This is a genomic window from Citrobacter sp. RHBSTW-00859, assembly GCF_013729795.1.
GTDB classification, from domain to species: Bacteria; Pseudomonadota; Gammaproteobacteria; order Enterobacterales; family Enterobacteriaceae; genus Citrobacter; species Citrobacter braakii.
Window position 1 is genome coordinate 1,097,483 of the sequence record NZ_CP056284.1, and the last position, 26,268, is coordinate 1,123,750.

The following is a 26,268-nucleotide window of genomic DNA, read 5'->3' on the forward strand; positions in this document are numbered from 1 at the left end:
ATTTAGTGTATGATGGTGTTTTTGAGGTGCTCCAGTGGCTTCTGTTTCTATCAGCTGTCCCTCCTGTTCAGCTACTGACGGGGTGGTGCGTAACGGCAAAAGCACTGCCGGACATCAGCGCTATCTCTGCTCTCACTGCCGTAAAACATGGCAACTGCAGTTCACTTACACCGCTTCTCAACCCGGTACGCACCAGAAAATCATTGATATGGCCATGAATGGCGTTGGATGCCGGGCAACCGCCCGCATTATGGGCGTTGGCCTCAACACGATTTTACGTCACTTAAAAAACTCAGGCCGCAGTCGGTAACCTCGCGCATACAGCCGGGCAGTGACGTCATCGTCTGCGCGGAAATGGACGAACAGTGGGGCTACGTCGGTGCTAAATCACGTCAGCGCTGGCTGTTTTACGCGTATGACAGGATACGGAGGACGGTTGTGGCGCACGTCTTCGGTGAACGCACTCTGGCCACACTGGAGCGTCTTCTGAGCCTGCTGTCGGCCTTTGAGGTCGTGGTATGGATGACGGATGGCTGGCCGCTGTATGAATCCCGCCTGAAGGGAAAGCTGCACGTAATCAGCAAGCGTTACACTCAGCGCATTGAGCGACATAACCTGAATCTGAGACAACATCTGGCAAGGCTGGGACGGAAGTCACTGTCGTTCTCAAAATCGGTGGAGCTGCATGACAAGGTCATCGGGCATTATCTGAACATAAAACACTATCAGTAAGTTGGAGTCATTACCCAGTTTAGGGATTATTTTCATATCATCAGAAATACTATATTGCTCGGATGATAACTCAATAATATAGTCTTGATATAAAGACATTAATTCTGCATAGTTTGTTTGTAAATTAGAAAGGTTGTCTTTTGCATCTACTAATAATTTATCTATTACTTGTTGCAGTCCATTTATTTTGCTTAGTTTTTCTCTTTCGATACTTATTTTTTTGGTAAATAAGTCGAGGCTTTGTTTTTCCTTAACTTTTAATAATAAAGGAGTGATCTCTAACTCTGATTTTTCTTTTATTTGTGTGATTTTATCGATGAGTTTTGGTATTTTATTTGTTTTCAACTCAAAATGCTTTTGAGTTTCTAAGCGAATACTGTCCATACCTTTTTCAATAATGGAATAGTATTTTCTGGAAAAAATAGCAGTATCCGCAACACTTAATGAGGATGCTAAATCAGATTTTAAAGCATTAGTGTAATCTAGAAACCTTTCGTGTAGGCCAGTTATTAGCTTTGTGGAGTTTAAATGATAGTTATCAACTACTCTTAGTCTATTCTCAGAGTTTTTTAGAATGGTGTTGAGTTTATTGTATTTTATTATTTCTTGCTGATTGAATCCTGATTTTTCTCTTAGTTTTTTACATTGTTCTTCTAATGAACTGATCTCCTTTTCAATAGAGAATTTATCACCAATCTTATTTCTTTCATCACATAATGTTGTGTAATTATCTGAAAATGTCTGATGAAGTTCAATTTTTTCTTTTATCTCTTTGTTTTTTAATTTAATTTCAGAGTCTTTTACTTCACTGAATTCATAAAAATCTCTATTCTGCTTCAGAATTGACTCGATAAGTTTTTTGAGCTGATTTTTTCCTTCAACTTCCGCAAGTTTATTAATATACAATTGAGGTATGTAAGTTATAGGTTTTGTATCCTCTAAGTCAGAGAGCAAACTAATACTTCCATCATCCCATTCTACCTCAAAGTCAACACCTTGTGTATTATAGTTATCGGTGTCAGCTAAGTTTATATTTTCTAAAACAGCACTTTTATTTATAGCCGCTGCAATGAAGTAAAGTAAAAGTGATTTTCCAGAAGACTTTCCACCTATTATTGTATTCAAATCTTTATTTAAATATATCCAATTTTTGGGGAATTTTTTATCTTCACATATAAATCTTGCTCTTAATATCGTTTGATATCCAGCTTTTGTCTGAGGGTGAGATTCTTGGATTTTAACTCTCGACTCAGGCTCATATATTATTTGTTTTAGCCCATCAAAACTGAGATTAGCTTTTATCCAGGTGTGTCTGTTATCGTCAGGTTTAAACATTTTATCTGAGGAGTGTGCATCTGAACCCCAAACGCAAGGTTTTATGTTTCCAAACTCTTTCAGATAATCTCTTATCGTCTCGTGTTTTTCACCTTTGCAAAAATCAATAGTGCCACTATTTGAAGTGAAGAGCATGTGTGATTGCATTATGAGATGCTTCCGAACGGCATGGCCTTGACTCTTCCAACTGACTTTACTTAGATCTTCGTCTGCTGGTAAAGCTAATATATATTTTCCTTTGAATTTTCCGTTCGTGTTTAATATGTCTTTGAGTTCATCAAGATTGAAGCATGAATTTATCATCCCTACAAATAAAGGATTTTGTCCAGCAAAATTATGTTGATGTTGGCATAGTTTTTCGCCAAATTCGATTATATTCTCTTTTGTGAAGTTTCTTCTGTCTGTTCTGGCACCTGGTTCTGAATAAAAATCAAATTTCAGACAGTTTATAATTTCTTTTTCTATGGTTTCTGGAGAAACAGAATCACATAATAAGAGATGGTAATTTACTTTTCTATTCCACCTTAAATCTGGTGATGCTGCCAACTTACTGATTTAGTGTATGATGGTGTTTTTGAGGTGCTCCAGTGGCTTCTGTTTCTATCAGCTGTCCCTCCTGTTCAGCTACTGACGGGGTGGTGCGTAACGGCAAAAGCACTGCCGGACATCAGCGCTATCTCTGCTCTCACTGCCGTAAAACATGGCAACTGCAGTTCACTTACACCGCTTCTCAACCCGGTACGCACCAGAAAATCATTGATATGGCCATGAATGGCGTTGGATGCCGGGCAACCGCCCGCATTATGGGCGTTGGCCTCAACACGATTTTACGTCACTTAAAAAACTCAGGCCGCAGTCGGTAACCTCGCGCATACAGCCGGGCAGTGACGTCATCGTCTGCGCGGAAATGGACGAACAGTGGGGCTACGTCGGTGCTAAATCACGTCAGCGCTGGCTGTTTTACGCGTATGACAGGATACGGAGGACGGTTGTGGCGCACGTCTTCGGTGAACGCACTCTGGCCACACTGGAGCGTCTTCTGAGCCTGCTGTCGGCCTTTGAGGTCGTGGTATGGATGACGGATGGCTGGCCGCTGTATGAATCCCGCCTGAAGGGAAAGCTGCACGTAATCAGCAAGCGTTACACTCAGCGCATTGAGCGACATAACCTGAATCTGAGACAACATCTGGCAAGGCTGGGACGGAAGTCACTGTCGTTCTCAAAATCGGTGGAGCTGCATGACAAGGTCATCGGGCATTATCTGAACATAAAACACTATCAGTAAGTTGGAGTCATTACCGTTTTTCCTGCGCCGAACGTGACAGGATCCTGACAATAAAATCTGTAAACCCTGGCATCAGCTGGCTCATTTCGTAGAAATGATCGCTTCTCAGTACGCAAACTTCTATTTCCGTTGCGGCTTGAATATCCTGCTGACTGTACCCGATGTGCAGCTCCTCCACGCCCATCACCTGTCCTGGCAAAACGATCCCCATCAGCTGCCCGCGCGCATCGTAAACCTTAGCGGCCCCGCTACGTAGGGCATACAGCTCGTCTATTTTCTCTCCCCGACGATAAATATATTCACCTCTGGCAATCTTCTTTTTTGTCTCCAGATTGCGGATAAACAATGGATCTTTCTGCCTGAACAGATAGGCGGAGCACAGTTCTGCAAAACCGCACTCTTCACAATTGACACAATTATTTCTTTTCATAGTGAATGTATAACACTATCCCTGTTATTGAATCACACAGTTCATTAAGGGTGATAAGGTATTTGCAATCGTAATATAGTTATTGTCTTTTTTGTCTAAGGAGATAACGTATTCCCCTTCCATCCCAAATATTTTTGTTGTCAGCAGGGTAATGTCTTCCGGCACATTATCGTGAGCCATGATATCTTTTGTCGTCGTATTCATACGATACTGGTTCCCACTGACGTTATGATAGGTAAATGTTATATAACGCGACAATCGATATTGACGCCCCTGATAGTCAATATTGCCGGAAAGATTAAATACGCCCGTTTCGTTCTTGTTAAATTCAAACGTGATATTTCCTTTGAATAAGAGAGCGTGATCCGAAGCGTCAACATAGGTGATATTCGCAAAGCAGCGTTTGTCAAAATAAACACCCGATCGCAGGCTTAGTTGCCATGTTAACAGACAAATCAACGCGACCACTGCCAGCACTAAGGTTGTCATCAGCTTCATTTTAATTTCCAGTTAAAAGCATAATGGTTCTCACAATAGACAATTTTTGCTGTTGCCTTATCTGTTGGACAGTAAGAGTAGAAAAACCGACCATGACTACCGTAAAGAACACTGGGTTGAAAATAAACCATAATCTGCGCGGGTTTCCGGGCGCACTTTAGCTCAAGTTCAGGCTGTAGCTGACGGATAATATTCATGACCTGAGGGTCAACTTCCTCCGATAAATCTTCATAGGCAGTAAATTTGCAGTTCCCGATTTCACCAATACTGTATTCGGCTGCAAAACGCGGTGAACCCTGTTTCTGGCTGAGTATCCAAAGGTTGGCCAGCAGCAAAAACGCGATAGCCGCAATCAGCCAGAGGTTTTTTTTATCCTTCGTTGCCGCCTTACGCAGGGATACCGGAAGAGGTGTGGTACTCACCATTTCTTCATCATTCTGCAGTTCAACGGCGATTTCTGGTGAGAAGTAAAAGCCCACCTTGGGTACGGCTACAATAATTTCCTCAATGAATATTAAGGATGTTAATGTTTTTCTGAGGATACTAATGTACTGGCTCAGCGATGAACTGGAACCCGGATGGCCCGCTTCCTCCCAGACTTTATCCAGAAGATAATCGCGTTCAAGTACCCGGCCTGGCGACGCAATCAGTAACGAAAGAATACGGTTAGCGGTATTTGTTAGCCTTTTACTTTGCTCGTTTCCGGGTTCCTTGACCACAAGTTCCCCGCTCTCGCTATCGTAAATGACTCTATTGGCTATCAAATATTTCATTCGCGTTTTCTTTCGGTAAATTTATACAATATGCATTCTGCGCGGCTGCGATTTCGGGTTATGCCTGGCTTAGTACATCGCAACCAAAGGTCTGAGCACTGCAATATTATGGCTTAGCAGATCGACAATGTCCCGATCCAGACGAAAATTTGACGCCTCTTCCTCCAGAATAATCAATGCTTTTTCGCTGGACATCCCCTGACGATAGGGGCGGTTCTCGGTCATCGCGGTGAAAACATCAGCCACAGCAATAATACGCGAAGGGATATCCAGCGCAGCCGCACCCAGGCGAAAAGGATAGCCGCTGCCGTCGAGGCGTTCATGATGTCTTGCCGCCCAGTGTACGATTTCACCCAGCTCCTCAATGGGATGTAGCATCTCCAGCGTCTTATAGCTGTGGCGCTTCATTTGCGCGTACTCGTCCGGCTCCAGCTTTCCCTGCTTCTCGAGGATTTCCAGTGGAATACCCAGCTTGCCAATATCGTGCAGGTACCCCGCGATGCGGATTTTATCCTGGGTGTAGCGATCGCAGCCGTACAGCTCCGCAAGCTTCGCCGCCACGTGAGCCACGCTGGTACTGTGAGTCTGCGTAAAGCTGCTGTATTTATCGACGATATTCGAAATCAGCAGGCAGACCTCCAGAAAATCATGGTGATCCAGCACCACATCATTGAGCGGGCTGATAACACGCAGCACCTGTTGTAATGAGGGCGAACTCAGGCGAAACCAGAAACCATCCTCATGGCTGGCATCCTGTAGCGCCTCGACCAGGCACGATGGCCATAGTGGGCTACTGGCCAGAAAACCGGAAACAATATTATGCCGTTGGGCCACATAGTCACCTTCAATCCCGCGCAGCCACAGCTCAAACTCATCGGCCAGATGCACCAGATGCCAGGTATTTAGCATTGTATTCTGCGTGTAACCCAAGGCATCCGCGTGGCGCGTTTCAAGAATTGCGGTCACTGGCTGTAAAAAACGTACGCCGGACATCATTGAGGCGCCAAGTCGTCCATGCTCTTCAATAAAGGCTTTACCATGGGCGCCACTGAAGGGATGCACTTTGCTCAGCGCCCCGATATTGTGCAACATACCCGCAAGCCAGGCGTTATTGATGGCTGCACTGTCAAAACCGGCTCGATTCCCGAGATACCAGCAAATGAGACCCGTGCGTTGCAAATGATGCACCAGTTCAGGAGAAAGCGGGTGCATAATGCTGTGCAGAAGATCAAGCACGGTTTGAACAGATATTTTCATAAAATCCTTTAAGAGAATTAAATTAAAAACTTACAGTAGCCCGTCTGGGCCACAGTAAAATAGGGGGGTTAATCGTAGCCAAACATTATCTGCGCAGTCGCCACCACGCTACCGGTTGATAATGCTGATGCGTTATAAACTTTGTAATAAGCATGAAGATAAATGTATTGCGTATTGCTTATATCATCATCTTTAGCGATATCTAATATTTGTGAGGCATGTTCCATATTATTGCTACTGGATATTTGCACCTCATCATAGTCACCCATAAACATCCGGCTACGAATGGCAATACCTACCCCTCCCGCCGTGGTTTCATCGTTGACCATTATCTGGTAGCTGGTATCAGAACTGACTAAATCATTGCTGGATAACCAGGCCTTAACATTGCGGGTAGACGTTTTAATTCCGGCCAGGTTGCCGCACTTCAGCGGGATCGTGAAATCGGCACCAGCTGCCTTTCCATTTTTTTTCAGGACGCTAAACGGAGCAGGGGGTAATTTCACGCTCATGTCCCGCGTCATATTGCAGGTTGTTTCTTTTGGCTCAAACTGAATCGTCAGCTTCTCATAAGCAATAAAATAATCGGTATTCCAGCTTTTGCGTGCGGTTTCAGACATCATATTGGACCAGGCGCGATAAGCATATGTTTTGCTGGAAAGGAACGGTGAGCTGGAGCCGCTTCCGGTACCGCTCATCACCGCAGGTATGACCGACAGTGCGCCGCTGGTTGTGGTTTTGGTATAGCTTTCCATGCCCACAGGCGGAGCCGACATTAATTCCGCCCGCAGCGTATATTGTGTCTGATATGACAGAGAGTGAATGCCCACGATACCGCTGACAGTCACTTTGGTATCGCCACTAATGGTGGCCGTTAATTTTATCCAGTAGCTACTTTCACCATCCGCACTGTTGAAATTCAAATAAACAGGAGAACCGTTGAAACCGGTAAAATAATATAAGTGGTCTTGCGCCAGACCACCGATCCCAATATTCCCGTAAGTACAGGTCATACTACCCGACCAACTGGTGGTATAGGAATATTCAACGACGTTTGAATTCACGAAAGCCGATGAAAGATTTAGCGACTTATCCGATTCTGCGACGCTGGTAAAAAGTATGCCGGAATTACGGCAGGTATCGCCTGTTACACCGCGAGACTGAGCCTGCGACTGTGCTTGTGCAGATAATATTGGGAGTGCGGTCAGTATTATGGCCGTAACCATAAGATAAAATAATTTTTTCATGATTGATTCTGTTAGCTGAGTAAACTGAGTTAGCGACAAATATTTTCAGCATGCTCTGCAGGCTGGGAAATAGTGCAGAATTTTTTAGTTTTGCCTTTGCTGATATTCACTTTCAGGCTGGCGGGAAGCGTCTCTGACTTAATAAAAATCTGACTCCCCTGTGCGACATAGCCGACTTCTTCATTCCCGGCACCGCTGACAACCGCGCCAAACGGCAACTGACCCCCTTCCGCGGTTTGCACATCAAAAGTGAAGAGTCTGCGCGTGTCAGTTTTGTACTTCAGCCAGCTGATACTGCCTTCGTACGGCGCCACATTGAGTAAATTACCTTCAAGGTCGACGTCGCTTTTTTGGGTTCCATCCTGCTCCAGATGGAAATTATTCTGTCGGTACGGTGTCGCGCTGGTGATGAGGGCGATACCTTTGCTGTTGGTGTGTGCGGAGGTATCGCCGTTAACGACCGCGTTCACCACTCCTGGCGCTTCAATAATGACAAAATTACGTCCGTTATGAGGAGACGCCAGCAGCCCACCCTTCCATGCCAGCAGATTGCCGCTGGCACCCAGGCTTAGCTGGCGATATTCACGGGCCAGGGTCGCGCCGCTGTTCATGCTGGTATAGTCATTTTTCCAGCTGGTGTAGAGATCGGCTGCCCGCGAATCGTTGTCACTGTCGTGGCTCAGCATCAGGCTGTAGTCAACATCATGCATATTCCCGCTCATGCTGACGTCAGAAGAGGAATATTTGCCGTTCTGCACGCTGGCATGAGAAGACAGGCTGCCGCCGCTGCCGAATATCGACATCGGTATCGTGACAGAAAAATAGAGGTTGTTTTCCGTCTTACCGCGTGAACGCAACGCGCTCACCAGGTCGCCTTCATAATTGGTTTCATAGTCGTAATAGGACTGCGTAACCTCCGAGCGGCGCAGCGAAACCGAGTAGTTGACGCCGTGACTGGCATTGCTCCAGGTCAGGTTGTACTGACGGCTACTTTTCTGACCGCGCCAGTAATCGCGCCAGTAGGCTGAAAGCGACAGTCTTCCAAATTGTTCCCCCAGCGGCTGATTAATATTGGCGCTAAAGGCTTGTTTGCTGTTGATCGTTGAGGTGCCCGTTCCGCCATAATCCTTAATATTGGATTTGGTCAGGATATAATCGCTAAAAGAAGCGTAATCCTGAGTACGGTAATAATACGAAGCCAGCGAAATATTGGTGCGGGTCGGGAAGTATTTACTCCAGGACAGCGCGTATTTTTCTCCGTGGCGACGGCTATCGCCAGGCAGACGATACTGCGACTCCTCCACGGAAGCCGAGAGTGACCCAGCGTAGGGGATGGAAACAGCTCCTCCCAGAAGCAGAGACTGATAATTCTGGCTCAAGATCCCGCCCGCTGACGCGGTGAGGTAGTTATTCACCCCACGTGAATAGCTCACCCGGGTAAAATGGCTGCTATCGTCGACGTTGCGCATGTCCACCGCCCCGACGTTAATCTGATAGTCGCTGCTGCCGGGGCGCTGCATATCCGGGATCGAGGAGAATGGCACAATGAAGCGCTCAATGTTGCCGCCGGTGTTTTTTACCTCGACGGATAAATCGCTGCGTGAGCCGGTAGGCATCAGATCGCGGATGGCAAAGGGACCAGGCGGGACATTGATCTGGTGGATGATATGACCATCCTGGGAGATACTGACCACCGCAGAACTGGTTGCAACACCTTCGATCACCGGCATATAAACGTTTTCGCTGTCCGGTAACATCTGACGACTTTTATTCAGTGTCACCCCACGAAAACGGACCGTGTCAAAATAATCAGACGTCGTATAGCTTCGACCAATGCGCAGTACCGAATCGATTGCCGCAATTGGTTTTTCAACAAAACGCGTGGTATTTATCCAGCTACCTTTGTTCATTGCGCTGTAGCGCATCCACGATGAGCTATCGAGAAAATGCCAGCCATACATGTTTAGTCCGCTGTTCAGCGATAAATACAGATTATCGCTGTCACTATAGCCATTCTGCAGGCCGTGAAAATTGTAATAGTTGAAATTGTAATTGGTATACAGGCCATTAATTCCCTGATCCCATTTTTGCGGTGACACCCAGTTACGGCTATATTCTTTTACGAAAGCCTGAGGTACTTCTAAATCCAGACGCAGTGTGCCGGGTATCAGGGCGCTTTTCCCTCCGTGTAGCAGGGTATTAACGTCGAGCTTTTCAGCGGTGCTTTTATTTACAATATCATCCAGCCCCTGAATATCCAGTAGAGATGCGTCGTCTTTATTAATAAGCAGAGTACCTTTATCGTCATTAGCGACGGAAATATTAAATTTCCCGCGCCAGACGTTATTCACATAAACATCCAAATCATAAGCCCCCGGCGTCATAACCAGCCGAGAATTACTCCAGTCCATATCTGCTGAATTACCTACCAGCAGGCTGCTATTAAAATCCTCCGCCAACGCGCCGTATGAAAATATCGCGAGGCTGACAGAGTGAACTAGCAAACTTATACGAAACAGAGAACTGTTTTTCATCAGAATTGAACCTGGAGTCATTTATCTGGGATATCAGTGGATAGTGCTGAATCTCTTTGCGCCATAATCATCAAGCCAGGTAAGGCGATATTGCCCACCGGACTGAATTTTGCTGGATACCAGCGCGCAGCCAAACGGCGGTATAAACGCAGTCTCAGCCAGTAAATTATCTTTTCGGCTTTGCTTTAGCTCGCCCCCCTGCCATGTCACGACCTGAGGGATGGTCATGTAATATGGCGAATTATTCTTCAGGCAGGTGTGACCGCCAGAAGTCGAAACGGTAATTTTCTCCGCCACGCTGCTGTCGAGATCGCTCAGTTGATCCGGACGATAGAACAGTTTTATACGATTGCGAATGGCCACTTGTAGGTAGCTATCTCCACTCCCTTCAGGGACGGGAGGGACATCCAGAACGTTAAGCCAGAACACACTTTCGCGGTCTTTTGGCAGCGAATGGGTGTTCATCGCCGAGATTTTCAGAGCCTGTCCGGCGTGTCCGCTCATTTTTACGACCGGAGGCAGCAGAGAAAACGGCACTTTGACTTTCTCCGGCGCGGCGGAAGCATCGCCCTCGTCAATCCAGGACTGCACCAGATGGGTTTGTTCGCTGTCGTTTACCAGTTGCACCGACACAAATTTGGTGCTGGCCGGATAAATAACACGCGTTTCGTTGATCACAACGCTTGCGCTGGCATTCATGGAAATGAACGTAGCCGCAAGAAAAAATATCAGAGTTTTCATAATGTCGTAGAGGAGAGCCGGGGAGACCCCGGCTGAATGAGTTAGTCGTAGCTGAAGGAATAAGTTGCGTCAGTAACTACTTTACCGGTTGTTACGGCCGCGCCACCGTAGTTGTAGTAGTTGGCATACATGGTCAGTGTGACGCCATCTTCGGTGGCAGCGTCAGCGGAACTCAGACCAGTATCGAAAGCGGTATCAAACGGTACGGCAGTGTTACCGTCTTTGGTTAGCGCAATACCCACACCCTCGGCACCATTGTCGCTGTAGTTTTTCAGGTATTTAGCGTCATCCGACAGGTTACTGCTGCTGAAAGTGATTTTAAGCGTTTTAGCTTCGTCCGATGCTGCAGAGCAGTTTTTCAGATTCATGGTGAAGTCTTTGGCGTTGGTTTTAACAACACCGGCGGTGGTGCCCATATCACCCACAGCAATAGGGGAAAGGTTTACCGTGAAGTCTGAACCGTTATTGGTCACCACGTTACAGGTGGTATCGGACACTGAACCGTTAAAGGTAATAGTGCCACCCGCTACGCCGGTTGATTCAGCTGCAAATGCAGAGCCGGAAACCATCAATGCCGCTACGATGAATGTTTTGTTAAACATTTGTGTATATCCCATTTTCATAATCAAATTTACTTTTGTCAGTAGCGTGAAACTTTTTCCCTGCTCCCTGGTTCGCGCTACATCATCCCTGGCATCTGAACAGATGTTGATGATTCATTTCACCTTCTCTGGAGTGGCGCATTCGGTTGCAGAACAACATTTCGCGTCACGCTGTAAGGTTGGAATATAAGACCATTGTTTGCATATTTGGTAAATGTAAATATCGATTAAATTATTTTTTTAAGATTAAAACGCTATTTTTAATGTTTTTTATAAATTTATATCATGAGCGAGGGGATGAAGAGGCTAGCGTTAAGAAAGTAATTACTGGTTAGATGATGGACAAAAGCTGCAAATGACGTTTTTGCAGAACAGAGGAATAGGCGAATGAATAAATTAATTAACTAATTGTTATCAAAAGCTTAATAAAATAAACGTGTTAGATACAATTACTGTGTCGGCCCTGGGCTAAAGTGGACTCCCGGGCAGGGCAATCAATCGGGTTATGAACATGCTCAATACCTGTCTGACCGGATGATTGTGCCGCATTGCAGAATATCAGCTTGGCACACTGTCAAATTTCACCGCTAACTCTGCGCCTGAAAAGTCGCCCGAGCTATAAAATCATCGTTGCATCAATATACAACTGTCGGTGACATTTGTTACTGGCGGTCAGAGAGGGAAGGGATTATTGGAAAACCAGAGAGTTATAACGCTGGACGAACAGGGTAACAATGTTCGCATAATCAGTGAGTTATGGTAGTGTAGGTTAGAATAGGGTTTTTATATTATGAGAGAAAATAATCTTTATTAATCAGCATTAACACACCAAGGCATCTTGGGCGTGTGGTTCGTGAAGTCCGTATCAAGTGACTCTTTCAAATCGTTTTTGCTCTTATTTAATCTTCGCTTACTGATTATTCATTTTCCGGCAACGCATAATTCTGGCAGTACAGATAGGGGATCCCCTCTTTGGTAATCAAATACGTCTCTCTATTCAGCGCAAAAAAATCGACGTTGGATACGCTGGTGTTGGTCAGGAAGAAGTCGGGGAGGAGTTCCTGAATGAGACTGGCGGGTGCTGTTTCGCGATTGGATATTTGGATTTTCTGCGAAATCCAAACCGGGCTTGAGCCGTAGCTGGATTGTGTAAAAAGTACCATGCGTTGCACGGTCTGCTCATTATTTTCGGCATCTTTGATAATGCCATCAATATTCACAATACCTTTGCTGCCGCCGGTTTTGATATCAATGATCCCTCGGAATGAGCTTGTATTGCGTACAATCTCGATGGCAGACCGACAGGTCAGATTATGTAACTGACCATTGTTTTTACTGTACCGGTAGACGGCGGTAACAATTAGCGCAGCAAAACAAAGCAACAGGATAATACCTGTCTGGATGCGGGGCGTTCGGGAATAAAAATTCATTAGCTATCATACCGTGGGTAATAAACCGACTGACAGGCGTTTTCCTGCCTGTTTTTCATCGGTGAGCGACATACAAGCACGGATAATTTCTTGGATTCAGGGTAGGTGGTGATATAGATAAATTTATGGCTCTGACACAACCCAGGATTTTTGTTGATAAATGCCGTATGTCGGGAGAAATTACTGGCATCATTATTAAAATAATACTGACAGTCAGTGGGGGCTTTGTCTGCGGTGATATAGCCGGAGAAATAGTTATCACTGGTTTGCCACGGATACATTATAAGCACACAAATTATCAGGGTAATAGCAAGTATTACCATTTCAGCAGTGGTTATCAAAGGTTGGCGCGCTGTGTCATCTGACAGTTCTTCTATGGCGGCATCCGGCACTAAGGGTTCTGCTGTAAAAGATACGCTCTCCTCCGGAGTTTCAATCACCTGAATATTGAACTCTTCCTGGATGATCAGCCCTTTGCGGGGGATCGTGGTGATAAGCGGTTGCTCCAGTTCCAGCTGCAGCAAACTTTTGCGCAAAGAGAGAATGCTTTGATAAAAGGCGTTGAAGCTCACCTGGCGGTGATTTTTACCCCAGCCGAATTCCAGTAGTTCGTTTTGGGAAACCACTTGCCCGCGATGTTGAATAAGTAATAAAAGACATAATGACGCCGAGTGTTTGAGTTTTATCCGCTGATTGGGTTGATCTATCCGCGCCAGAGATTGTGTAGCTGGCATAAATATTATTATTTTTTCAATCAGATAACTGACATTGCCAGTCTCAGACATGATGTTTCTACTCTTGCTGGTGCGCCAGGCGGTTGGCGAGTCATGATACCACTTAGCCCATAAAGACCACCAGTATGGACCCGACCCTGCAGCGAGAACCGCGAAGTGTTTCAATTTAGGGTAATGACTCCAACTTACTGATAGTGTTTTATGTTCAGATAATGCCCGATGACCTTGTCATGCAGCTCCACCGATTTTGAGAACGACAGTGACTTCCGTCCCAGCCTTGCCAGATGTTGTCTCAGATTCAGGTTATGTCGCTCAATGCGCTGAGTGTAACGCTTGCTGATTACGTGCAGCTTTCCCTTCAGGCGGGATTCATACAGCGGCCAGCCATCCGTCATCCATACCACGACCTCAAAGGCCGACAGCAGGCTCAGAAGACGCTCCAGTGTGGCCAGAGTGCGTTCACCGAAGACGTGCGCCACAACCGTCCTCCGTATCCTGTCATACGCGTAAAACAGCCAGCGCTGACGTGATTTAGCACCGACGTAGCCCCACTGTTCGTCCATTTCCGCGCAGACGATGACGTCACTGCCCGGCTGTATGCGCGAGGTTACCGACTGCGGCCTGAGTTTTTTAAGTGACGTAAAATCGTGTTGAGGCCAACGCCCATAATGCGGGCGGTTGCCCGGCATCCAACGCCATTCATGGCCATATCAATGATTTTCTGGTGCGTACCGGGTTGAGAAGCGGTGTAAGTGAACTGCAGTTGCCATGTTTTACGGCAGTGAGAGCAGAGATAGCGCTGATGTCCGGCAGTGCTTTTGCCGTTACGCACCACCCCGTCAGTAGCTGAACAGGAGGGACAGCTGATAGAAACAGAAGCCACTGGAGCACCTCAAAAACACCATCATACACTAAATCAGTAAGTTGGCAGCATCACCCAATTTAGTATCATAATATAACAACAATGATAACTTTTTAATGAAAATAAACTATATATAAATCAATGTATTGTATCTTTTTGGCTACGTTGCAAAGAACAGAAAGATGAAATAACGACGACAAAGATGATTGTCATTAATTCTTTATGGACAGCGTCATATACTGCCTGGCGCCACCACGCGAAAACAGCATGAGTCTGAACGCGTCAACGGCACCAGGGAATGCCGGTGGTAGATGTAGATGGGAATAAATGTCAGCTTGTTGATGAGCTGACATTTATTTTTCGTGTTGAGTAAAATTCCACCCTCGTTTTGACAAAGCCATAATTTGCGGTAGAGAGTCCCATGTTCCAGAAAGATATTGAAAATGCTGTAGTGCTTGTTGGTGATGAAATGAAAAAGTCAGATAATGCCTGGCTGTCCTTACGCAAAAAACGCCAGCGTATTGATCTGAAGAGTGATGGAAATATCTTGTTTCTGGAGAAAGGGGCCGTCTCTGTTCATCGTGTGGAAAATGATTTAGTGATGGTAAGTATATCTGCACCGGCTATCCTCGGCTTGCCACAAATGCGTACGGAAGTTGCCGGACACTATTTACGTTGTGATACCGATTGTGAAATGTGGGCCATGAGTGCACCCAATGCCGAACTTTTGTTCACTGCGAAGAATCTTTGGAAACATGCATTTGATATTTTAACGCTACATCTGCAACGCTATTTTCAGCGAGAAAAATTGCAATCGCATCGCACTATCCGTGAATTGATTATTGAGCACCTGAAATATATTTGGTCGATGGAGCCAGAGATGCGTGAAAACACATCTGTGTATACATTCATTCTCGCTCGAAATCATATCTCACGCAGTGCTATCCACAAAGTATTGCAGGAGTTAGTGAATGACGGAAAAATAATTATGAAGCGAGGGAAACTCTCTTTTTTTGTATGTTAAAGTTAACATTAAAAGCATCTGACGTGTTTTTTTGCACTCAGATGGAATGATAATGAAAAAACTGGGTTTGTGATTTTTGTTGATTATCAGTATGTTGGTTTTTGTCTTTTTCTTCACCGCTGATGCCAGCTACGCGGAATGTCCATTTTTATCTATAAATTAGTATTTATTTATTAATTTGATATGAATATGATGTTCCCTCCAATAATAACAAAAGTCATATCGCCAATGACCAACGGCAGGCCGGAAAACCTTGAGGCACAGCATAGCCGACTGTTTGGCAACCCTACTACCGATACAACGGATGTTGGCGCTGCACTGCAAAACGCGTTGGATCACAATACCTTTGTCCTGCTGGCCCAGCCTATCGTCAGTACTCGTGGTGATGAATCCTATCATGAGATACTGATCCGCATGCTCAATGAGCACGGGGAATTTCTTTCCCCTGACCATTTTCTGTCGGTTGCACGCGACACAGGGTTAGCACCCGATATCGATCTTTGGGTTATTGAGAACACCCTGAAGTACATGCGCTACCATCCGCTGAGTTGTTTTTCCATTAACCTGGCGCCAGTGACGCTATGTCGTTCAGGTATCGTTGCAAAGATAACTGCGTTGTTGCAGGAATATGTGGTGATACCGCAACGGATTATTTTTGAGATAACCGAGGCTGATACCCTGTCAGATAAAGAACACACGGCAGATACACTACGCTTACTACGTCAATTGGGATGTCGGATCGCGATTGATGACTTCGGTGCCGGGTTTGCAAGCTATGAACGCCTGATGAACATTGAAGCAGATATTTTGAAGATTGATGGGTCTTTCGTTCGTGGGGTTATAAAATGTGAGGTTAGTCGCTATATCATCGAATCTTTCTGCCGGGTTGCGGCAATGAAAGGTATGCAGGTTGTCGCCGAGTTTGTTGAAAGTGCCGAAATCCAGATGCACCTGGAACATATGAATGTCGGGTGGTTACAGGGATACCACATTGGCAAGCCACAACCGTTGTTCACGTTAGAGTAATCTATAATCCGTTTATTTAAACGTATCATCACGATGCTGTAATCTGCCGATAATATAACCTCCTGGCGGAGGCTATATTAATATCAAGAACATTAGCTGACCCATAATTTACGGATCCTGCAGCTGAAGCTGATTCTCTAAACGCCGATCGCGCAGGGTTGCATAAATAAAGGTAATCACAAACAGCAGAGAAAATAGTACGACGATGGTAGGAGCCGGCGCGCTGTCGATGAAAAATGACAGGTACACGCCCATAAATGACGTAATGACCGACATCGCCACCGCCAGCCATAAGGCGTGGGAAAATTTCCTCGTCATTAAAATCGCGATGGCGCCAGGTGCAATCAGTAATGAAATTGACAAAATAATCCCTACCGATTTTAGCGTGGCGACAATCGTCAGGGCGATCATGCACAACAGGCCGTAATGTAGCAGTCCGGTGTTAAGCCCACTGGCCTTTGCCTGATGTGGGTCGAAGGCATGCAGTAGCAAATCTTTCCATTTAAGTCCGATGATAAGCGCGATCCCCAGAGTAATAACCGCGGTTTGCATGATATCGCTTAACGATACGCCCAGCATGTCGCCGAACAGAATATGATCGAGATGGACTTCTGACTGGATAGAGACGTACAGCACCAGACCCGCACCAAACATCCCGGAGAAAACAATACCCATGATGGTGTCGCGCTTGATGCGGCTGTTATCGTCGAGGTATCCGGTCGCCACCGCGCAGAACAGACCGGCGATAAACGCGCCAATTGCCAGCGGGATGCCCGCAATCCACGCCAGGACAATCCCTGGGAAAACCGCATGACTCATGGCATCGCCCATCAACGCCCAGCCTTTGAGTACTAAAAATACCGACAGCAGCGCGCAGGGCACTGCGACGATGGTAGAGATGACCAGCGCATTAACCATAAAGCTAAACTGAAAAGGTTCCAGCAGCGTTGTTAAGATCATACTTGCTCCTTGTTCACCAGACGGGCGCGGCGGCGATTTGCCAGCAGACCGTGTTTTGGTGCGAAGACAAATGCCAGCAGGAACAGCAGCGTTTGCAGAACGACGATAATTCCGCCGGTTGCACCGTCCAGCCAGTAGCTTAGCCAGGCACCGAAAAAGCTGGTCAGGCTGCCGAGCGCCACGGCGATGGTGAGCAGGCGAGGAAAACGATCGGTCAGCAGCCAGGCCGTCGCACCGGGCGTAACCACCAGGCAAATCACCAGAAAGGCGCCGACGGTTTGCAGTGCGGCGATCGTGGAAACGGAGAGCAGCGTAAAAAACAACAGCTTCAGCCGACCCGGATTCAGCCCGATAGACCGCGCGTGGTTTTCATCAAAAAAGACCACCATCAGATCTTTCCACTTCAAAAACAGAATGGTCAGCGAAACCACGCCGATGATCGCCAGTTGCAGAATATCTTCCGGCGCAATCGCCAGGATGTTACCCAGAATAATGGTCTGAATGTTCACCGACATCGGATTAAGCGACACCATAAATAGCCCGATACCGAAAAAGGACGAAAAAATCAGCCCGATAATGGCATCTTCCTTCAGGCGTGAACGCTGATTGAGAAACAGCATGCTGCCCGCCGCCAGTCCACCGGAAAGAAATGCGCCCAGCGCGAAGGGAAGCCCTAACATATAGGCTCCGGCTACGCCTGGAACGATCGAGTGCGACAGCGCATCGCCAATCAGCGACCAGCCTTTGAGCATCAGATAGCAGGAGAGAAATGCGCACAGGCCGCCGACCATCGCCGAAACCCACATGGCGTTGAGCATGTACTGGTAGCCAAACGGCTCCGTCAGCCAGTTCATGATTACTCCCCCTCGCTTGCCGCGCGTCGCGAAATAAACGGACGTTCATCATCGGTAATCACGTGTTGTTCACCGCCGCTCAGCGCGACGTGACGCAGAACGCCGCTGAATGCCAGCTCGAGATTCTCGTGGGTAAAGGTGGTTTCGGTTGGCCCACTTGCCAGCACCGTGCCCTTAATCATCACCGTGTAATCGCAAAATTCGGTGACGGATCCCAGATTATGGGTAGAGACCAGCATGGTCCGGCCTTCATCACGCAGTTCACGCAGCAGATCGATGATCCGGGCCTCGGTTTTCACATCCACGCCGGTGAAGGGTTCATCCAGTAAAATAACCTGCCCGTCCTGTGCGATGGCTCTTGCCAGAAAAACGCGTTTTTTCTGCCCGCCGGACAGTTCACCTATCTGGCGATGGCGATAGTCCAGCATATCTACCCGCGCCAGCGCCGCATCCACGCAGTCGTGGTCGATTTGTTTTGGTCGACGCAGCCAACCCATATGGCCAAAGCGGCCCATCATCACTACATCTTCCACCAGTACCGGAAACGACCAGTCCACCTCTTCTGACTGGGGGACATAGGCGATAAGATTCTGTTTGAGCGCCTTATTAACCGGTTGTTGCAGAATAGATATTTCCCCTTTCGCCAACCGGACAAAACCCATCAGCGCTTTAAAAAGCGTTGATTTTCCCGAACCGTTTACGCCGACCAGAGCGGCAATTGAGCCGCCCGGAACCTGAAAAGTGGCATCCCGCAGCGCGGTGTGGCCGTTGCGATACGTCACCGTAACCTGATTCACGGTAATCGCAGATTGACTCATTTTTGGCTCCTTAACCCGTCGTTGATGCCGCTGACGATGGTTTCTGTCGTCACGCGCAGTAAATCCAGATAGGTCGGTACCGGACCATCGGCAGCGCTGAGCGAATCGACATACAGCACGCCGCCGTAATACGCGCCAGACTCGCGGGCGACCTGACGCGCAGGTTTGTCGGACACGGTGCTTTCGCTAAATACGGTAGGGATTTGATGTTTTCTGATCGCATCGATCACTTTGCGTACCTGCTTGGGCGTGCCTTGCTGATCGGCATTGATCGGCCACAGATACAGCTCTTTCAGGCCGTTATCACGCGCGAGGTAAGAGAATGCGCCTTCGCTGGTGACCAGCCAGCGTTTATCAGCAGGGAGCTTCGCCAGTTCTGCATGCAGTGGCGCCAGAGTCTGCTGGATTTTCGCTTTATAATTCTCCGCATTTTTCTGGTAGGTTGCGGCATGGTCGGGATCGTATTTCATCAGCGCATCGCGAATGTTATCCACGTAGATAAGCGCGTTCTCCGCTGACATCCAGGCATGCGGATTCGGTTTGCCGTTGTACGGCCCTTCGCTGATACCCATTGGCTGCACGCCATTTGAGACCATGACCTCCGGTACGCCGGACAAATTTTGGTAGAAGCGGGCAAACCATAGTTCGAGATTAAGGCCGTTGGAGAGAATAAGCTGTGCGCCTTGCGCCCGTTTAATATCCCCCGGTGTGGGTTGATATTCGTGAATTTCTGCCCCGGGTTTGGTGATGGAACTGACGTCCGCCGCGTCACCTGCCACGTTGCTTGCCATATCGGCAATCACCGTAAAGGTGGTTATCACTTTGAACTTTTCTTTCGCCCAGGCAGGTGACAGCGTAAGCGCCGTTAACACGCTGGCAAGGAGAAATGACTTCAGATGGGGCAGATGCGGCATAGTATCCCTCACAACAAAGTGGTTAATTTATCATCGAATATAGCCTTTGCTATGTTATATAGCACATGGCATAAACAAATGAAAATAATTCTTATTTGCGTAGGGTGCTAAGGAATGTATCACCGCCAGGTAATAGTCCTGCGCTTAGTTAAGGTGTATTATTTATGCAACTTAATTATGGAGGCATCATGTCCGGCAAACGTATTGCACGTGAGAAAATGACGATCCAGAGAATGATCTCGCTGTATGAGAGCCAGTGTCCGCAGGCTTCAGATGAACCGGGGCATTACGATGCGTTGTTTGCCTATGCGCAAAAGCGCCTGGATAAATGCGTATTTGGTGAGGAAAAACCGGCCTGCAAACAGTGTCCGGTGCACTGTTACCAGCCCGCTAAACGCGAAGAGATGAAGCAAATTATGCGTTGGGCTGGACCCAGAATGCTCTGGCGTCATCCGATCCTGACCGTGCGTCATCTGATTGATGACAAACGTCCGGTGCCGGAGTTACCCGAGAAATACCAGCGGAAGAAGTGATTTAGCAATTCTATGCCGGATGGCGGCTGCGCCTTATCCGGCCGACAAAGACAAACGCACCAGTGGCGTAGGCCCGATAAGCGTAGCGCTATCGGGCAATAATCCGTTAAACCAGTGCGTCCTTATCAATGCCCAGGCGCTTCATGCGCGAGAGTAACGTTGTGCGTTTCAACCCCAGTCTTTGTGCCGCGCCTTTAGGACCGGCGACAACGCCATTGGTTTCTTTCAGAACGCGCATTATCAGCTGGTATTCATCTTCGCCATCCTGCGCGACTTCGGTCGCCACCGGCGGCGTAGACGGCGCCATAGCGATTACATCCGGCAAGGACAGTTGCAGCACGTTGCCCCGGGTGAGCAGAACCGCGCGTTCTACGACGTTTTCCAGCTCGCGCACGTTACCCGGCCATTCCATGTTGCTCAGCGTACGCAGGGCTTCGGCGGGAATGCTGTCGATATTGCGCCCCATCCGGCGGGCAATTTTGAAGGTGAAGGCTTTCACCAGCAGCGGAATATCTTCCGGGCGCTCGCGCAGCGGTGGCAGATGGATCGGGAAGACGTTCAGTCGATAGTAGAGATCGTTACGAAACTCGCGATCGGCGACCATCTTTTTCAGATCGCGGTTAGTGGCAGCGATCAAGCGAACGTCGGTCTGGATCAGTTTATTGCTGCCCAGACGTTCAAACTCCTGCTCCTGCAGAACGCGCAGCAGCTTGGGCTGAAGCTCCAGCGGCATGTCGCCAACTTCATCGAGAAATAACGAACTTTTGTCCGCCAGTTCAAAGCGTCCAATCCGCTGCGTGCTGGCCCCGGTAAATGCGCCACGCTCATGGCCAAACAGATCGCTTTCCAGCAATCCGGCAGGCATTGCCGCGCAGTTCATTTTCACCATCCGACGGGCGTTACGTCCGCTCAGGTTGTGAATTGCTCGTGCAATCAGCTCCTTACCCGTCCCGGTTTCACCAAGAATCAGGACAGTGCTGTCGCTTTGCGCCACCATTTCGACCTGTTTGAGTACGCTGTACATCGCTTCGCTGCGGCCAATGATTTCTCCGAACTCACTCTCCACGTTGTTGAGTTGTTCAGTCAGCGCCAGGTTTTCATCGACCAGCCGCTCCTTCAGGCGGTGGATCTCCTGGTAGGCGAGGGCGTTATCCACGGCGATCGCCACGCGTTCTGCGATTTGGCGCAGCAGTTTGAGATTGGCGGTGGTGAATACTTTCTCTTCGCATTGCGCCAGCTTAAGTACGCCGAGCATATTATTGCCGGACATCAGCGGCAGCAGGCACAGAGTCTGTAGCTGGTTGCCCCAGGTTTCGAACAACATTCTTTCGTAAGGGGCCAGGGTATCGCGTTCGCTCAGGTTAATCAGCAGCATCTCTTTGCTTTTGAAGACCCGTTCAGAGAGCGTGCCGGCTTCGTCCACTTCACTTTGTTCGTGTGCCGGATGATGTTCATCCAGATAGTGAGTGGAATAAATGCTGAGCTTGTTTTTGCGATCGCTGCGTAACACGATGCTGATGGCATCAATGTCGAAGTAGTGATGGATCTCTTTGGCGACTTCGCTGACCAGCTCATCAATATCCAGGCGTGAGAGCACAGCATTGGTGATGGCGACCAGGATGCGAAAGTTATCACGCTCACGGCACAGGAGATCGTAATCGACATTGTTGCTGACCCGGCTTTGAATTTGTTCAGCAACGACGCCGACTATTTGGGTGAAGGTCTGCAGCCGGTTGTACTCTTTTTCACTCCACGGTTGGTCTTCGTTACGGATAAATTCGCAACCGCCAAAGATTCGCCCATCTGCTGCCAGCGGTAGCAGGCAATAGTGACCAAATTTAGAATACAGTCCGCCAGAGGCCAGCTGTGGCCAGGTTTCGCTAAACTCGTGATAGTTGCAGTGCAGCGCATCGGGGCGAGACAAAATACGGCGTACCGGGCCATGCGCCAGCACCGTTTCGTCTTCATAATCGATGGGGTTACCATTTTCACGCGTCGCAAAATAACGCGCACGCTGCGTTTGTGCCTGCCATAAGACAATAGCCGCGCAGTCGGCCAGCGCTGAACGCTTGACCAGTTGCGAAAGCGCCTCGCTGAGAGACGGCAGGTCGGGCTGCTGTAATAATGTACGAGTAATATCGAACAGGCCTTGCTGTCCGAGGTCACTCATCGGTGTATACGACATATTGCTTTTCCAGGAAAAGCACCGCAGAACGGTGCGAAAACGGTAAATGAATTATAGGTATAAGTCGTAAATTATTGCCGGACTGGTCCAGCTACTCGAACCGTAGACCCGATCGGCAAAACGCCATCAGGTGATAATGCAGCGTTAAGGCCGGATGTCGACGCAAATGCGTCTTACCCGGCCTACAGCTTGCTGCCAACCGGCTGTTAGCATATACGAGGTAATGGTTCGGCGTGTGGTAAATCGAGAGTGCGTTTCACGCCGTAGAGTCCGGCAAGACGCACACCTTTGCGTTCTACCACTTCACCAATCATTGCGGCATCGCGTCCTAACGGATGTGCGCGCAGCGCGGCAAGCACCGTTTCAGCAGCCTGACGCTCAACGGCAATCACCAGCTTGCCTTCGTTAGCAAAGTTAAGCGCATCCAGACCCAGCAGTTCGCAAACGCCACGCACCGCGGGCTTCACGGGCAGGGCCGCTTCAGACAGCTCAATACCAAACCCGCATGAGGCGGCAAACTCATGCGTTACCGCATTCACGCCGCCACGGGTCGCGTCACGCAGCGCCTTCACGCCGGGAATATCACGCAGCGTCTGGATAAGCGGTGTCAATACCGCGCAGTCGCTGACCAGTTCGCCATCAAGACCCAGCTGTTCGCGCAGGTTAAGGATAGTTGCGCCGTGATCGCCAAGCGTACCGCTGACCAGCAGCACATCGCCTGGGCCGAGGGTCTGTGCGCCCCAGTGAATGTTGGCGGGGATCGCCCCCATTCCGGCCGTGTTGATGAACAGCTTGTCTGCAGCGCCGCGCTGCACGACTTTGGTATCGCCGGTCACGATGGCGATGCCTGCTTCACGCGCGGTCGCCGCCATACTGTTGACGACGGTTTTCAACGTCTCCATCGGCAAACCCTCTTCGAGGATAAAACCGCAGGAGAGGTAGCGAGGGATCGCGCCGCTGACCGCCACGTCGTTAGCCGTACCGCAGATGGCCAGCTTGCCGATATTGCCACCCGGGAAGAACAACGGATCGATAACATAGCTGTCGGTTGAAAACGCCAGACGATCGCCTTCTGCAACCAGTTGTGCCAGGTCCAGACGGGCCTGATCTTCTTGTTCCGCCAGCCACGGATTAGCAAAAGCCTCCATAAACAGACTGTTGATCAACTGCTGCATAGCCTGACCGCCGCTACCGTGGGCGAGTTGTACGCTGTTCATGCTTCACACTCCTGCTGACGATACTGATACCAGGCGGCACATGCGCCTTCTGAGGAGACCATCAGGGCGCCAAACGCGGTCTCCGGGTTACAGGTTTTGCCAAATAGCGGGCACTGATGCGGTTTGCATCTGCCGGTCAATACCTCGCCGCAACGCGCGCGCGGATCGTCATACACCTGCTGCGGCGCTGGCTGGAAATGCGCTTCGGCATCAAAGCGCTGATAGTCTGGCGTCAGGTGAACGCCAGAGGATTCAATGACGCCCAGACCTCGCCATTCGCTATCGCCATTGACGCAGAACACTTCGGCGATGGCCTGTTGCGCTAGCAGGTTACCGGCGTCCGGCACCACGCGGCGATACTGGTTTTCAACCTGGCTATGCGCGGCAATCTTCTGTTCAATCAACATCACCACGCCCTGCAGCAGATCGAGCGGTTCGAAACCGGCGACCACCAACGGACGATGGAAATCTGAAGCAATGAAATTATAGGCATCGGTGCCAATCACCATGCTGACATGGCCCGGCGCTAAGAAGGCGTCGATGCCGTTGTCCGGCTGTTCCAGCAGGCTGCGCAGCGTAGGGATAAGCGTGATGTGCTGGCAGAAAAAGTAAAAGTTCTGCACGTCACGCTGTTTTGCCTGCTGAAGGGTGATGGCGGTGGTTGGCATTGTGGTTTCAAAACCCAGGCCAAAGAACACAACCTTACGCGTTGGGTTTTCCTGCGCCAGCTTCAGCGCATCCATCGGTGAATAGACGATGCGGATATCCGCGCCGCGCGCTTTGGCTTGTAGCAAAGAACCTTGTTTACCCGGAACGCGCATCGCATCGCCAAAGGTGCAAAAAATCACTTCCGGATGGCTGGCGATTTCCACACAGCTGTCGATTCTGCCCATCGGCAGAACGCAAACCGGGCAGCCCGGGCCATGAATAAACTCGACGTTGTCAGGCAGCAATTGGTCGAGACCGAACTTGAAGATAGCGTGGGTATGACCACCACACACTTCCATGATGCGCAGCGGGCGTTCAGCAGTGTAGGGGAGGTGTGCGGCACGTTCACACAGGTGCTCTATCAACTGCATCACCTGTTCTGGTGCGCGGTATTCGTCAACAAAACGCATTATTTTTCCTCGCCATACAACAACGCGCCGACATCCGGCTCAACGTCAAACATGTTTTGCAGCGCGTCGAGCGTGTCGCGCGCTTCAGCTTCATTAATGATGCTCATGGCAAAGCCGACGTGGACCAGTACCCACTGGCCCAGACGGGGTTGACCGTGTTCATCGCAGCTTCCGACCAGCGTCAGGTCGACGTCGCGCTGAATACCGCAAACGTCGACTTTGGCCTGGTTGCCATCAATGGTGCGGATTTGACCCGGAACACCTATGCACATCGCTGCGTCTCCAGCCAGGAGAGCCATTGGTCCATGCCTTCGCCACTGGTGGCGGAAATCAGGATAATCTCAATTTCCGGGTTCACTTCCCGGGCGCTGGCGATGCACTTTTCTACGTCAAAATTGAGGTACGGCAGTAGGTCTACTTTGTTGAGCAGCATCAGCGACGCGGCGGCAAACATATGCGGGTATTTCAGCGGCTTGTCTTCGCCTTCGGTGACGGAAAGCACCGCCACTTTATGGCGTTCTCCGAGGTCGAAGCTGGCCGGGCAAACCAGGTTCCCGACGTTTTCAATGAACAGGATGCCGTTGTCTTCAAGCGGCAAACGTGGCGCGGCGTCAGCAATCATTTGTGCGTCAAGGTGGCAACCTTTACCGGTGTTGACCTGGATGGCGGGCGTACCTGTGGCGCGAATACGGGCGGCATCGTTAACCGTCTGCTGGTCGCCTTCAATGACGGCGCAAGGCACGCTGTCTTTGAGCTTCATCAGCGTTTCGGTCAGCAGCGTGGTTTTACCGGAGCCTGGGCTTGAGACAAGGTTTAATACCAGATGTTGACGGGCAGCAAAGCGGGCGCGGTTGCGCTCGGCCAGACGGTTGTTTTTATCCAGCACGTCAATTTCCACTTCCAGCATCCGGCGCTGACTCATGCCTGGTGCGTGGGTGCCTGCTTCACCGTGACCGTAATGCAAATCGCCTTCTTCGGTCTGGCTCGGTGTGAAACTGGAGGTCTTCACCCCGGTAATATTCAGCGCCGGACGAGCCGCTGGGGCAAATGGCGCGCTGCGAAACGCCGAGTGGGGATTATGCTCATCACCCTCTATATAAAGGTTGCCTTCAGCGCAACCACATGTCGTACACATCGCTCACTCCTGATTTATTACTTG

25 protein-coding genes and 1 pseudogene are annotated in these 26,268 nt (G+C 49.0%); 5 read left to right on the forward strand and 21 right to left on the reverse strand.

Annotated features, from left to right (window positions below; all coding sequences use genetic code 11):
- The first annotated feature begins 34 nt into the window (after nucleotides 1–34).
- Nucleotides 35–732, forward strand: a protein-coding gene (locus HV302_RS05450; protein WP_223429336.1) for an IS1 family transposase whose coding sequence is annotated in 2 segments (ribosomal slippage) — nucleotides 35–284 and nucleotides 284–732 — 699 coding nt in all. Because the reading frame shifts where the segments join, the coding sequence is not laid out codon by codon here.
- A 15-nt stretch (nucleotides 733–747) separates the two neighbouring features.
- Here HV302_RS05450 and HV302_RS05455 read toward each other — a convergent pair.
- Nucleotides 748–2,598: pseudogene (locus HV302_RS05455) on the reverse strand (TrlF family ATPase); the annotation flags it as partial.
- Between the two features lie 56 nt (nucleotides 2,599–2,654).
- On the opposite strand from HV302_RS05455, the gene HV302_RS05460 reads away from it, so the two are divergent.
- Nucleotides 2,655–3,352 (forward strand): IS1 family transposase gene (locus HV302_RS05460; protein ID WP_223429336.1). Its coding sequence is split into 2 segments (ribosomal slippage): nucleotides 2,655–2,904 and nucleotides 2,904–3,352, totalling 699 coding nucleotides; the frame shifts between segments, so codons are not numbered across the junction.
- Between the two features lie 10 nt (nucleotides 3,353–3,362).
- On the opposite strand, the gene HV302_RS05465 is transcribed toward HV302_RS05460, so the two are convergent.
- From HV302_RS05465 to HV302_RS05515, 11 genes are all read right to left on the reverse strand, one after another.
- Complete coding sequence (locus HV302_RS05465; protein WP_181627015.1) at nucleotides 3,363–3,782, reverse strand: Crp/Fnr family transcriptional regulator; 420 nt, start codon at nucleotides 3,780–3,782, stop codon at nucleotides 3,363–3,365.
- Nucleotides 3,783–3,806: 24 nt separating this feature from the next.
- The gene (locus tag HV302_RS05470; protein WP_047414279.1) at nucleotides 3,807–4,280 is read right to left on the reverse strand and encodes a hypothetical protein; all 474 of its coding nucleotides are present in this window, start codon (nucleotides 4,278–4,280) and stop codon (nucleotides 3,807–3,809) included.
- Nucleotides 4,277–5,053: a winged helix-turn-helix domain-containing protein gene (locus tag HV302_RS05475; protein WP_047414277.1), complete on the reverse strand. Its 777-nt coding sequence runs from the start codon at nucleotides 5,051–5,053 to the stop codon at nucleotides 4,277–4,279. The genes HV302_RS05470 and HV302_RS05475 overlap by 4 nt, the downstream gene beginning before the upstream one ends.
- Nucleotides 5,054–5,122: 69 nt before the next feature.
- Nucleotides 5,123–6,310 carry an HD-GYP domain-containing protein gene (locus HV302_RS05480; protein ID WP_047414275.1) on the reverse strand — a complete coding sequence of 396 codons (1,188 nt, stop codon included), beginning with the start codon at nucleotides 6,308–6,310 and terminating at the stop codon, nucleotides 5,123–5,125.
- 68 nt (nucleotides 6,311–6,378) lie between these two features.
- Nucleotides 6,379–7,557: a fimbrial protein gene (locus HV302_RS05485; protein ID WP_047414273.1), complete on the reverse strand. Its 1,179-nt coding sequence runs from the start codon at nucleotides 7,555–7,557 to the stop codon at nucleotides 6,379–6,381.
- Nucleotides 7,558–7,586: 29 nt separating this feature from the next.
- Complete coding sequence (locus tag HV302_RS05490; RefSeq protein WP_181627016.1) at nucleotides 7,587–10,091, reverse strand: fimbria/pilus outer membrane usher protein; 2,505 nt, start codon at nucleotides 10,089–10,091, stop codon at nucleotides 7,587–7,589.
- A gap of 33 nt (nucleotides 10,092–10,124) precedes the next feature.
- Nucleotides 10,125–10,832: a fimbrial biogenesis chaperone gene (locus tag HV302_RS05495; protein ID WP_149381257.1), complete on the reverse strand. Its 708-nt coding sequence runs from the start codon at nucleotides 10,830–10,832 to the stop codon at nucleotides 10,125–10,127.
- Between the two features lie 41 nt (nucleotides 10,833–10,873).
- On the reverse strand, nucleotides 10,874–11,434 hold the full coding sequence (locus tag HV302_RS05500; protein ID WP_047414269.1) for a fimbrial protein: 561 nt from the start codon (nucleotides 11,432–11,434) through the stop codon (nucleotides 10,874–10,876).
- 917 nt (nucleotides 11,435–12,351) lie between these two features.
- A complete protein-coding gene (locus HV302_RS05505; protein WP_016154204.1) occupies nucleotides 12,352–12,864 on the reverse strand; it encodes a hypothetical protein in 513 nt (170 codons plus the stop codon).
- Nucleotides 12,864–13,649 (reverse strand): winged helix-turn-helix domain-containing protein, encoded by a 786-nt coding sequence (locus HV302_RS05510; RefSeq protein WP_181627017.1) that lies wholly within the window; start codon nucleotides 13,647–13,649, stop codon nucleotides 12,864–12,866. Before HV302_RS05510 ends, HV302_RS05505 begins: the two co-directional genes overlap by 1 nt.
- 134 nt (nucleotides 13,650–13,783) lie before the next feature.
- Nucleotides 13,784–14,481 (reverse strand): IS1 family transposase gene (locus HV302_RS05515; protein WP_223429336.1). Its coding sequence is split into 2 segments (ribosomal slippage): nucleotides 13,784–14,232 and nucleotides 14,232–14,481, totalling 699 coding nucleotides; the frame shifts between segments, so codons are not numbered across the junction.
- A 400-nt stretch (nucleotides 14,482–14,881) separates the two neighbouring features.
- On the opposite strand from HV302_RS05515, the gene HV302_RS05520 reads away from it, so the two are divergent.
- Together HV302_RS05520 and HV302_RS05525 are read left to right on the forward strand one after the other, a co-directional pair.
- The gene (locus HV302_RS05520) at nucleotides 14,882–15,484 is read left to right on the forward strand and encodes a helix-turn-helix domain-containing protein (RefSeq protein WP_053389516.1); all 603 of its coding nucleotides are present in this window, start codon (nucleotides 14,882–14,884) and stop codon (nucleotides 15,482–15,484) included.
- Between the two features lie 228 nt (nucleotides 15,485–15,712).
- Entirely contained in the window at nucleotides 15,713–16,510 is a 798-nt protein-coding gene (locus HV302_RS05525; RefSeq protein ID WP_181627018.1) for an EAL domain-containing protein, read from the forward strand.
- A 108-nt stretch (nucleotides 16,511–16,618) separates the two neighbouring features.
- Here the strand turns inward: HV302_RS05525 and sitD are convergent, their stop codons facing one another.
- Genes sitD through HV302_RS05545 form a run of 4 tightly spaced genes read right to left on the reverse strand, consistent with a single transcriptional unit; the run spans nucleotide 16,619 to nucleotide 20,056 of the window.
- Nucleotides 16,619–17,470: an iron/manganese ABC transporter permease subunit SitD gene (gene sitD / locus HV302_RS05530; RefSeq protein ID WP_181627019.1), complete on the reverse strand. Its 852-nt coding sequence runs from the start codon at nucleotides 17,468–17,470 to the stop codon at nucleotides 16,619–16,621.
- Nucleotides 17,467–18,324: an iron/manganese ABC transporter permease subunit SitC gene (sitC, locus tag HV302_RS05535; RefSeq protein WP_016154199.1), complete on the reverse strand. Its 858-nt coding sequence runs from the start codon at nucleotides 18,322–18,324 to the stop codon at nucleotides 17,467–17,469. Before sitC ends, sitD begins: the two co-directional genes overlap by 4 nt.
- Before the next feature lie 2 nt (nucleotides 18,325–18,326).
- Nucleotides 18,327–19,142 (reverse strand): iron/manganese ABC transporter ATP-binding protein SitB, encoded by an 816-nt coding sequence (sitB, locus tag HV302_RS05540; protein ID WP_019077551.1) that lies wholly within the window; start codon nucleotides 19,140–19,142, stop codon nucleotides 18,327–18,329.
- Nucleotides 19,139–20,056, reverse strand: coding sequence for a metal ABC transporter substrate-binding protein (locus HV302_RS05545; RefSeq protein WP_019077550.1), 918 nt, complete (start codon nucleotides 20,054–20,056; stop codon nucleotides 19,139–19,141). Before HV302_RS05545 ends, sitB begins: the two co-directional genes overlap by 4 nt.
- 188 nt (nucleotides 20,057–20,244) lie before the next feature.
- Here HV302_RS05545 and HV302_RS05550 point away from each other — a divergent pair, with 188 nt between their 5' ends.
- On the forward strand, nucleotides 20,245–20,589 hold the full coding sequence (locus HV302_RS05550; RefSeq protein WP_003825888.1) for a nitrous oxide-stimulated promoter family protein: 345 nt from the start codon (nucleotides 20,245–20,247) through the stop codon (nucleotides 20,587–20,589).
- Nucleotides 20,590–20,695: 106 nt separating this feature from the next.
- Here the strand turns inward: HV302_RS05550 and flhA are convergent, their stop codons facing one another.
- The 5 genes from flhA to hypB all read right to left on the reverse strand — a co-directional run bounded on the left by flhA (nucleotide 20,696) and on the right by hypB (nucleotide 26,244).
- Nucleotides 20,696–22,774, reverse strand: coding sequence for a formate hydrogenlyase transcriptional activator FlhA (gene flhA / locus HV302_RS05555; RefSeq protein ID WP_047357866.1), 2,079 nt, complete (start codon nucleotides 22,772–22,774; stop codon nucleotides 20,696–20,698).
- A gap of 206 nt (nucleotides 22,775–22,980) precedes the next feature.
- Nucleotides 22,981–23,991 carry a hydrogenase maturation carbamoyl dehydratase HypE gene (hypE, locus tag HV302_RS05560; protein ID WP_016157324.1) on the reverse strand — a complete coding sequence of 337 codons (1,011 nt, stop codon included), beginning with the start codon at nucleotides 23,989–23,991 and terminating at the stop codon, nucleotides 22,981–22,983.
- Nucleotides 23,988–25,109 carry a hydrogenase formation protein HypD gene (hypD, locus tag HV302_RS05565; RefSeq protein WP_019077547.1) on the reverse strand — a complete coding sequence of 374 codons (1,122 nt, stop codon included), beginning with the start codon at nucleotides 25,107–25,109 and terminating at the stop codon, nucleotides 23,988–23,990. Before hypD ends, hypE begins: the two co-directional genes overlap by 4 nt.
- Nucleotides 25,109–25,381 carry a hydrogenase 3 maturation protein HypC gene (gene hypC, locus HV302_RS05570; RefSeq protein WP_003037411.1) on the reverse strand — a complete coding sequence of 91 codons (273 nt, stop codon included), beginning with the start codon at nucleotides 25,379–25,381 and terminating at the stop codon, nucleotides 25,109–25,111. The genes hypD and hypC overlap by 1 nt, the downstream gene beginning before the upstream one ends.
- Complete coding sequence (gene hypB / locus HV302_RS05575; protein WP_016154192.1) at nucleotides 25,372–26,244, reverse strand: hydrogenase nickel incorporation protein HypB; 873 nt, start codon at nucleotides 26,242–26,244, stop codon at nucleotides 25,372–25,374. The genes hypC and hypB overlap by 10 nt, the downstream gene beginning before the upstream one ends.
- Between the last annotated feature and the right edge of the window lie 24 nt (nucleotides 26,245–26,268).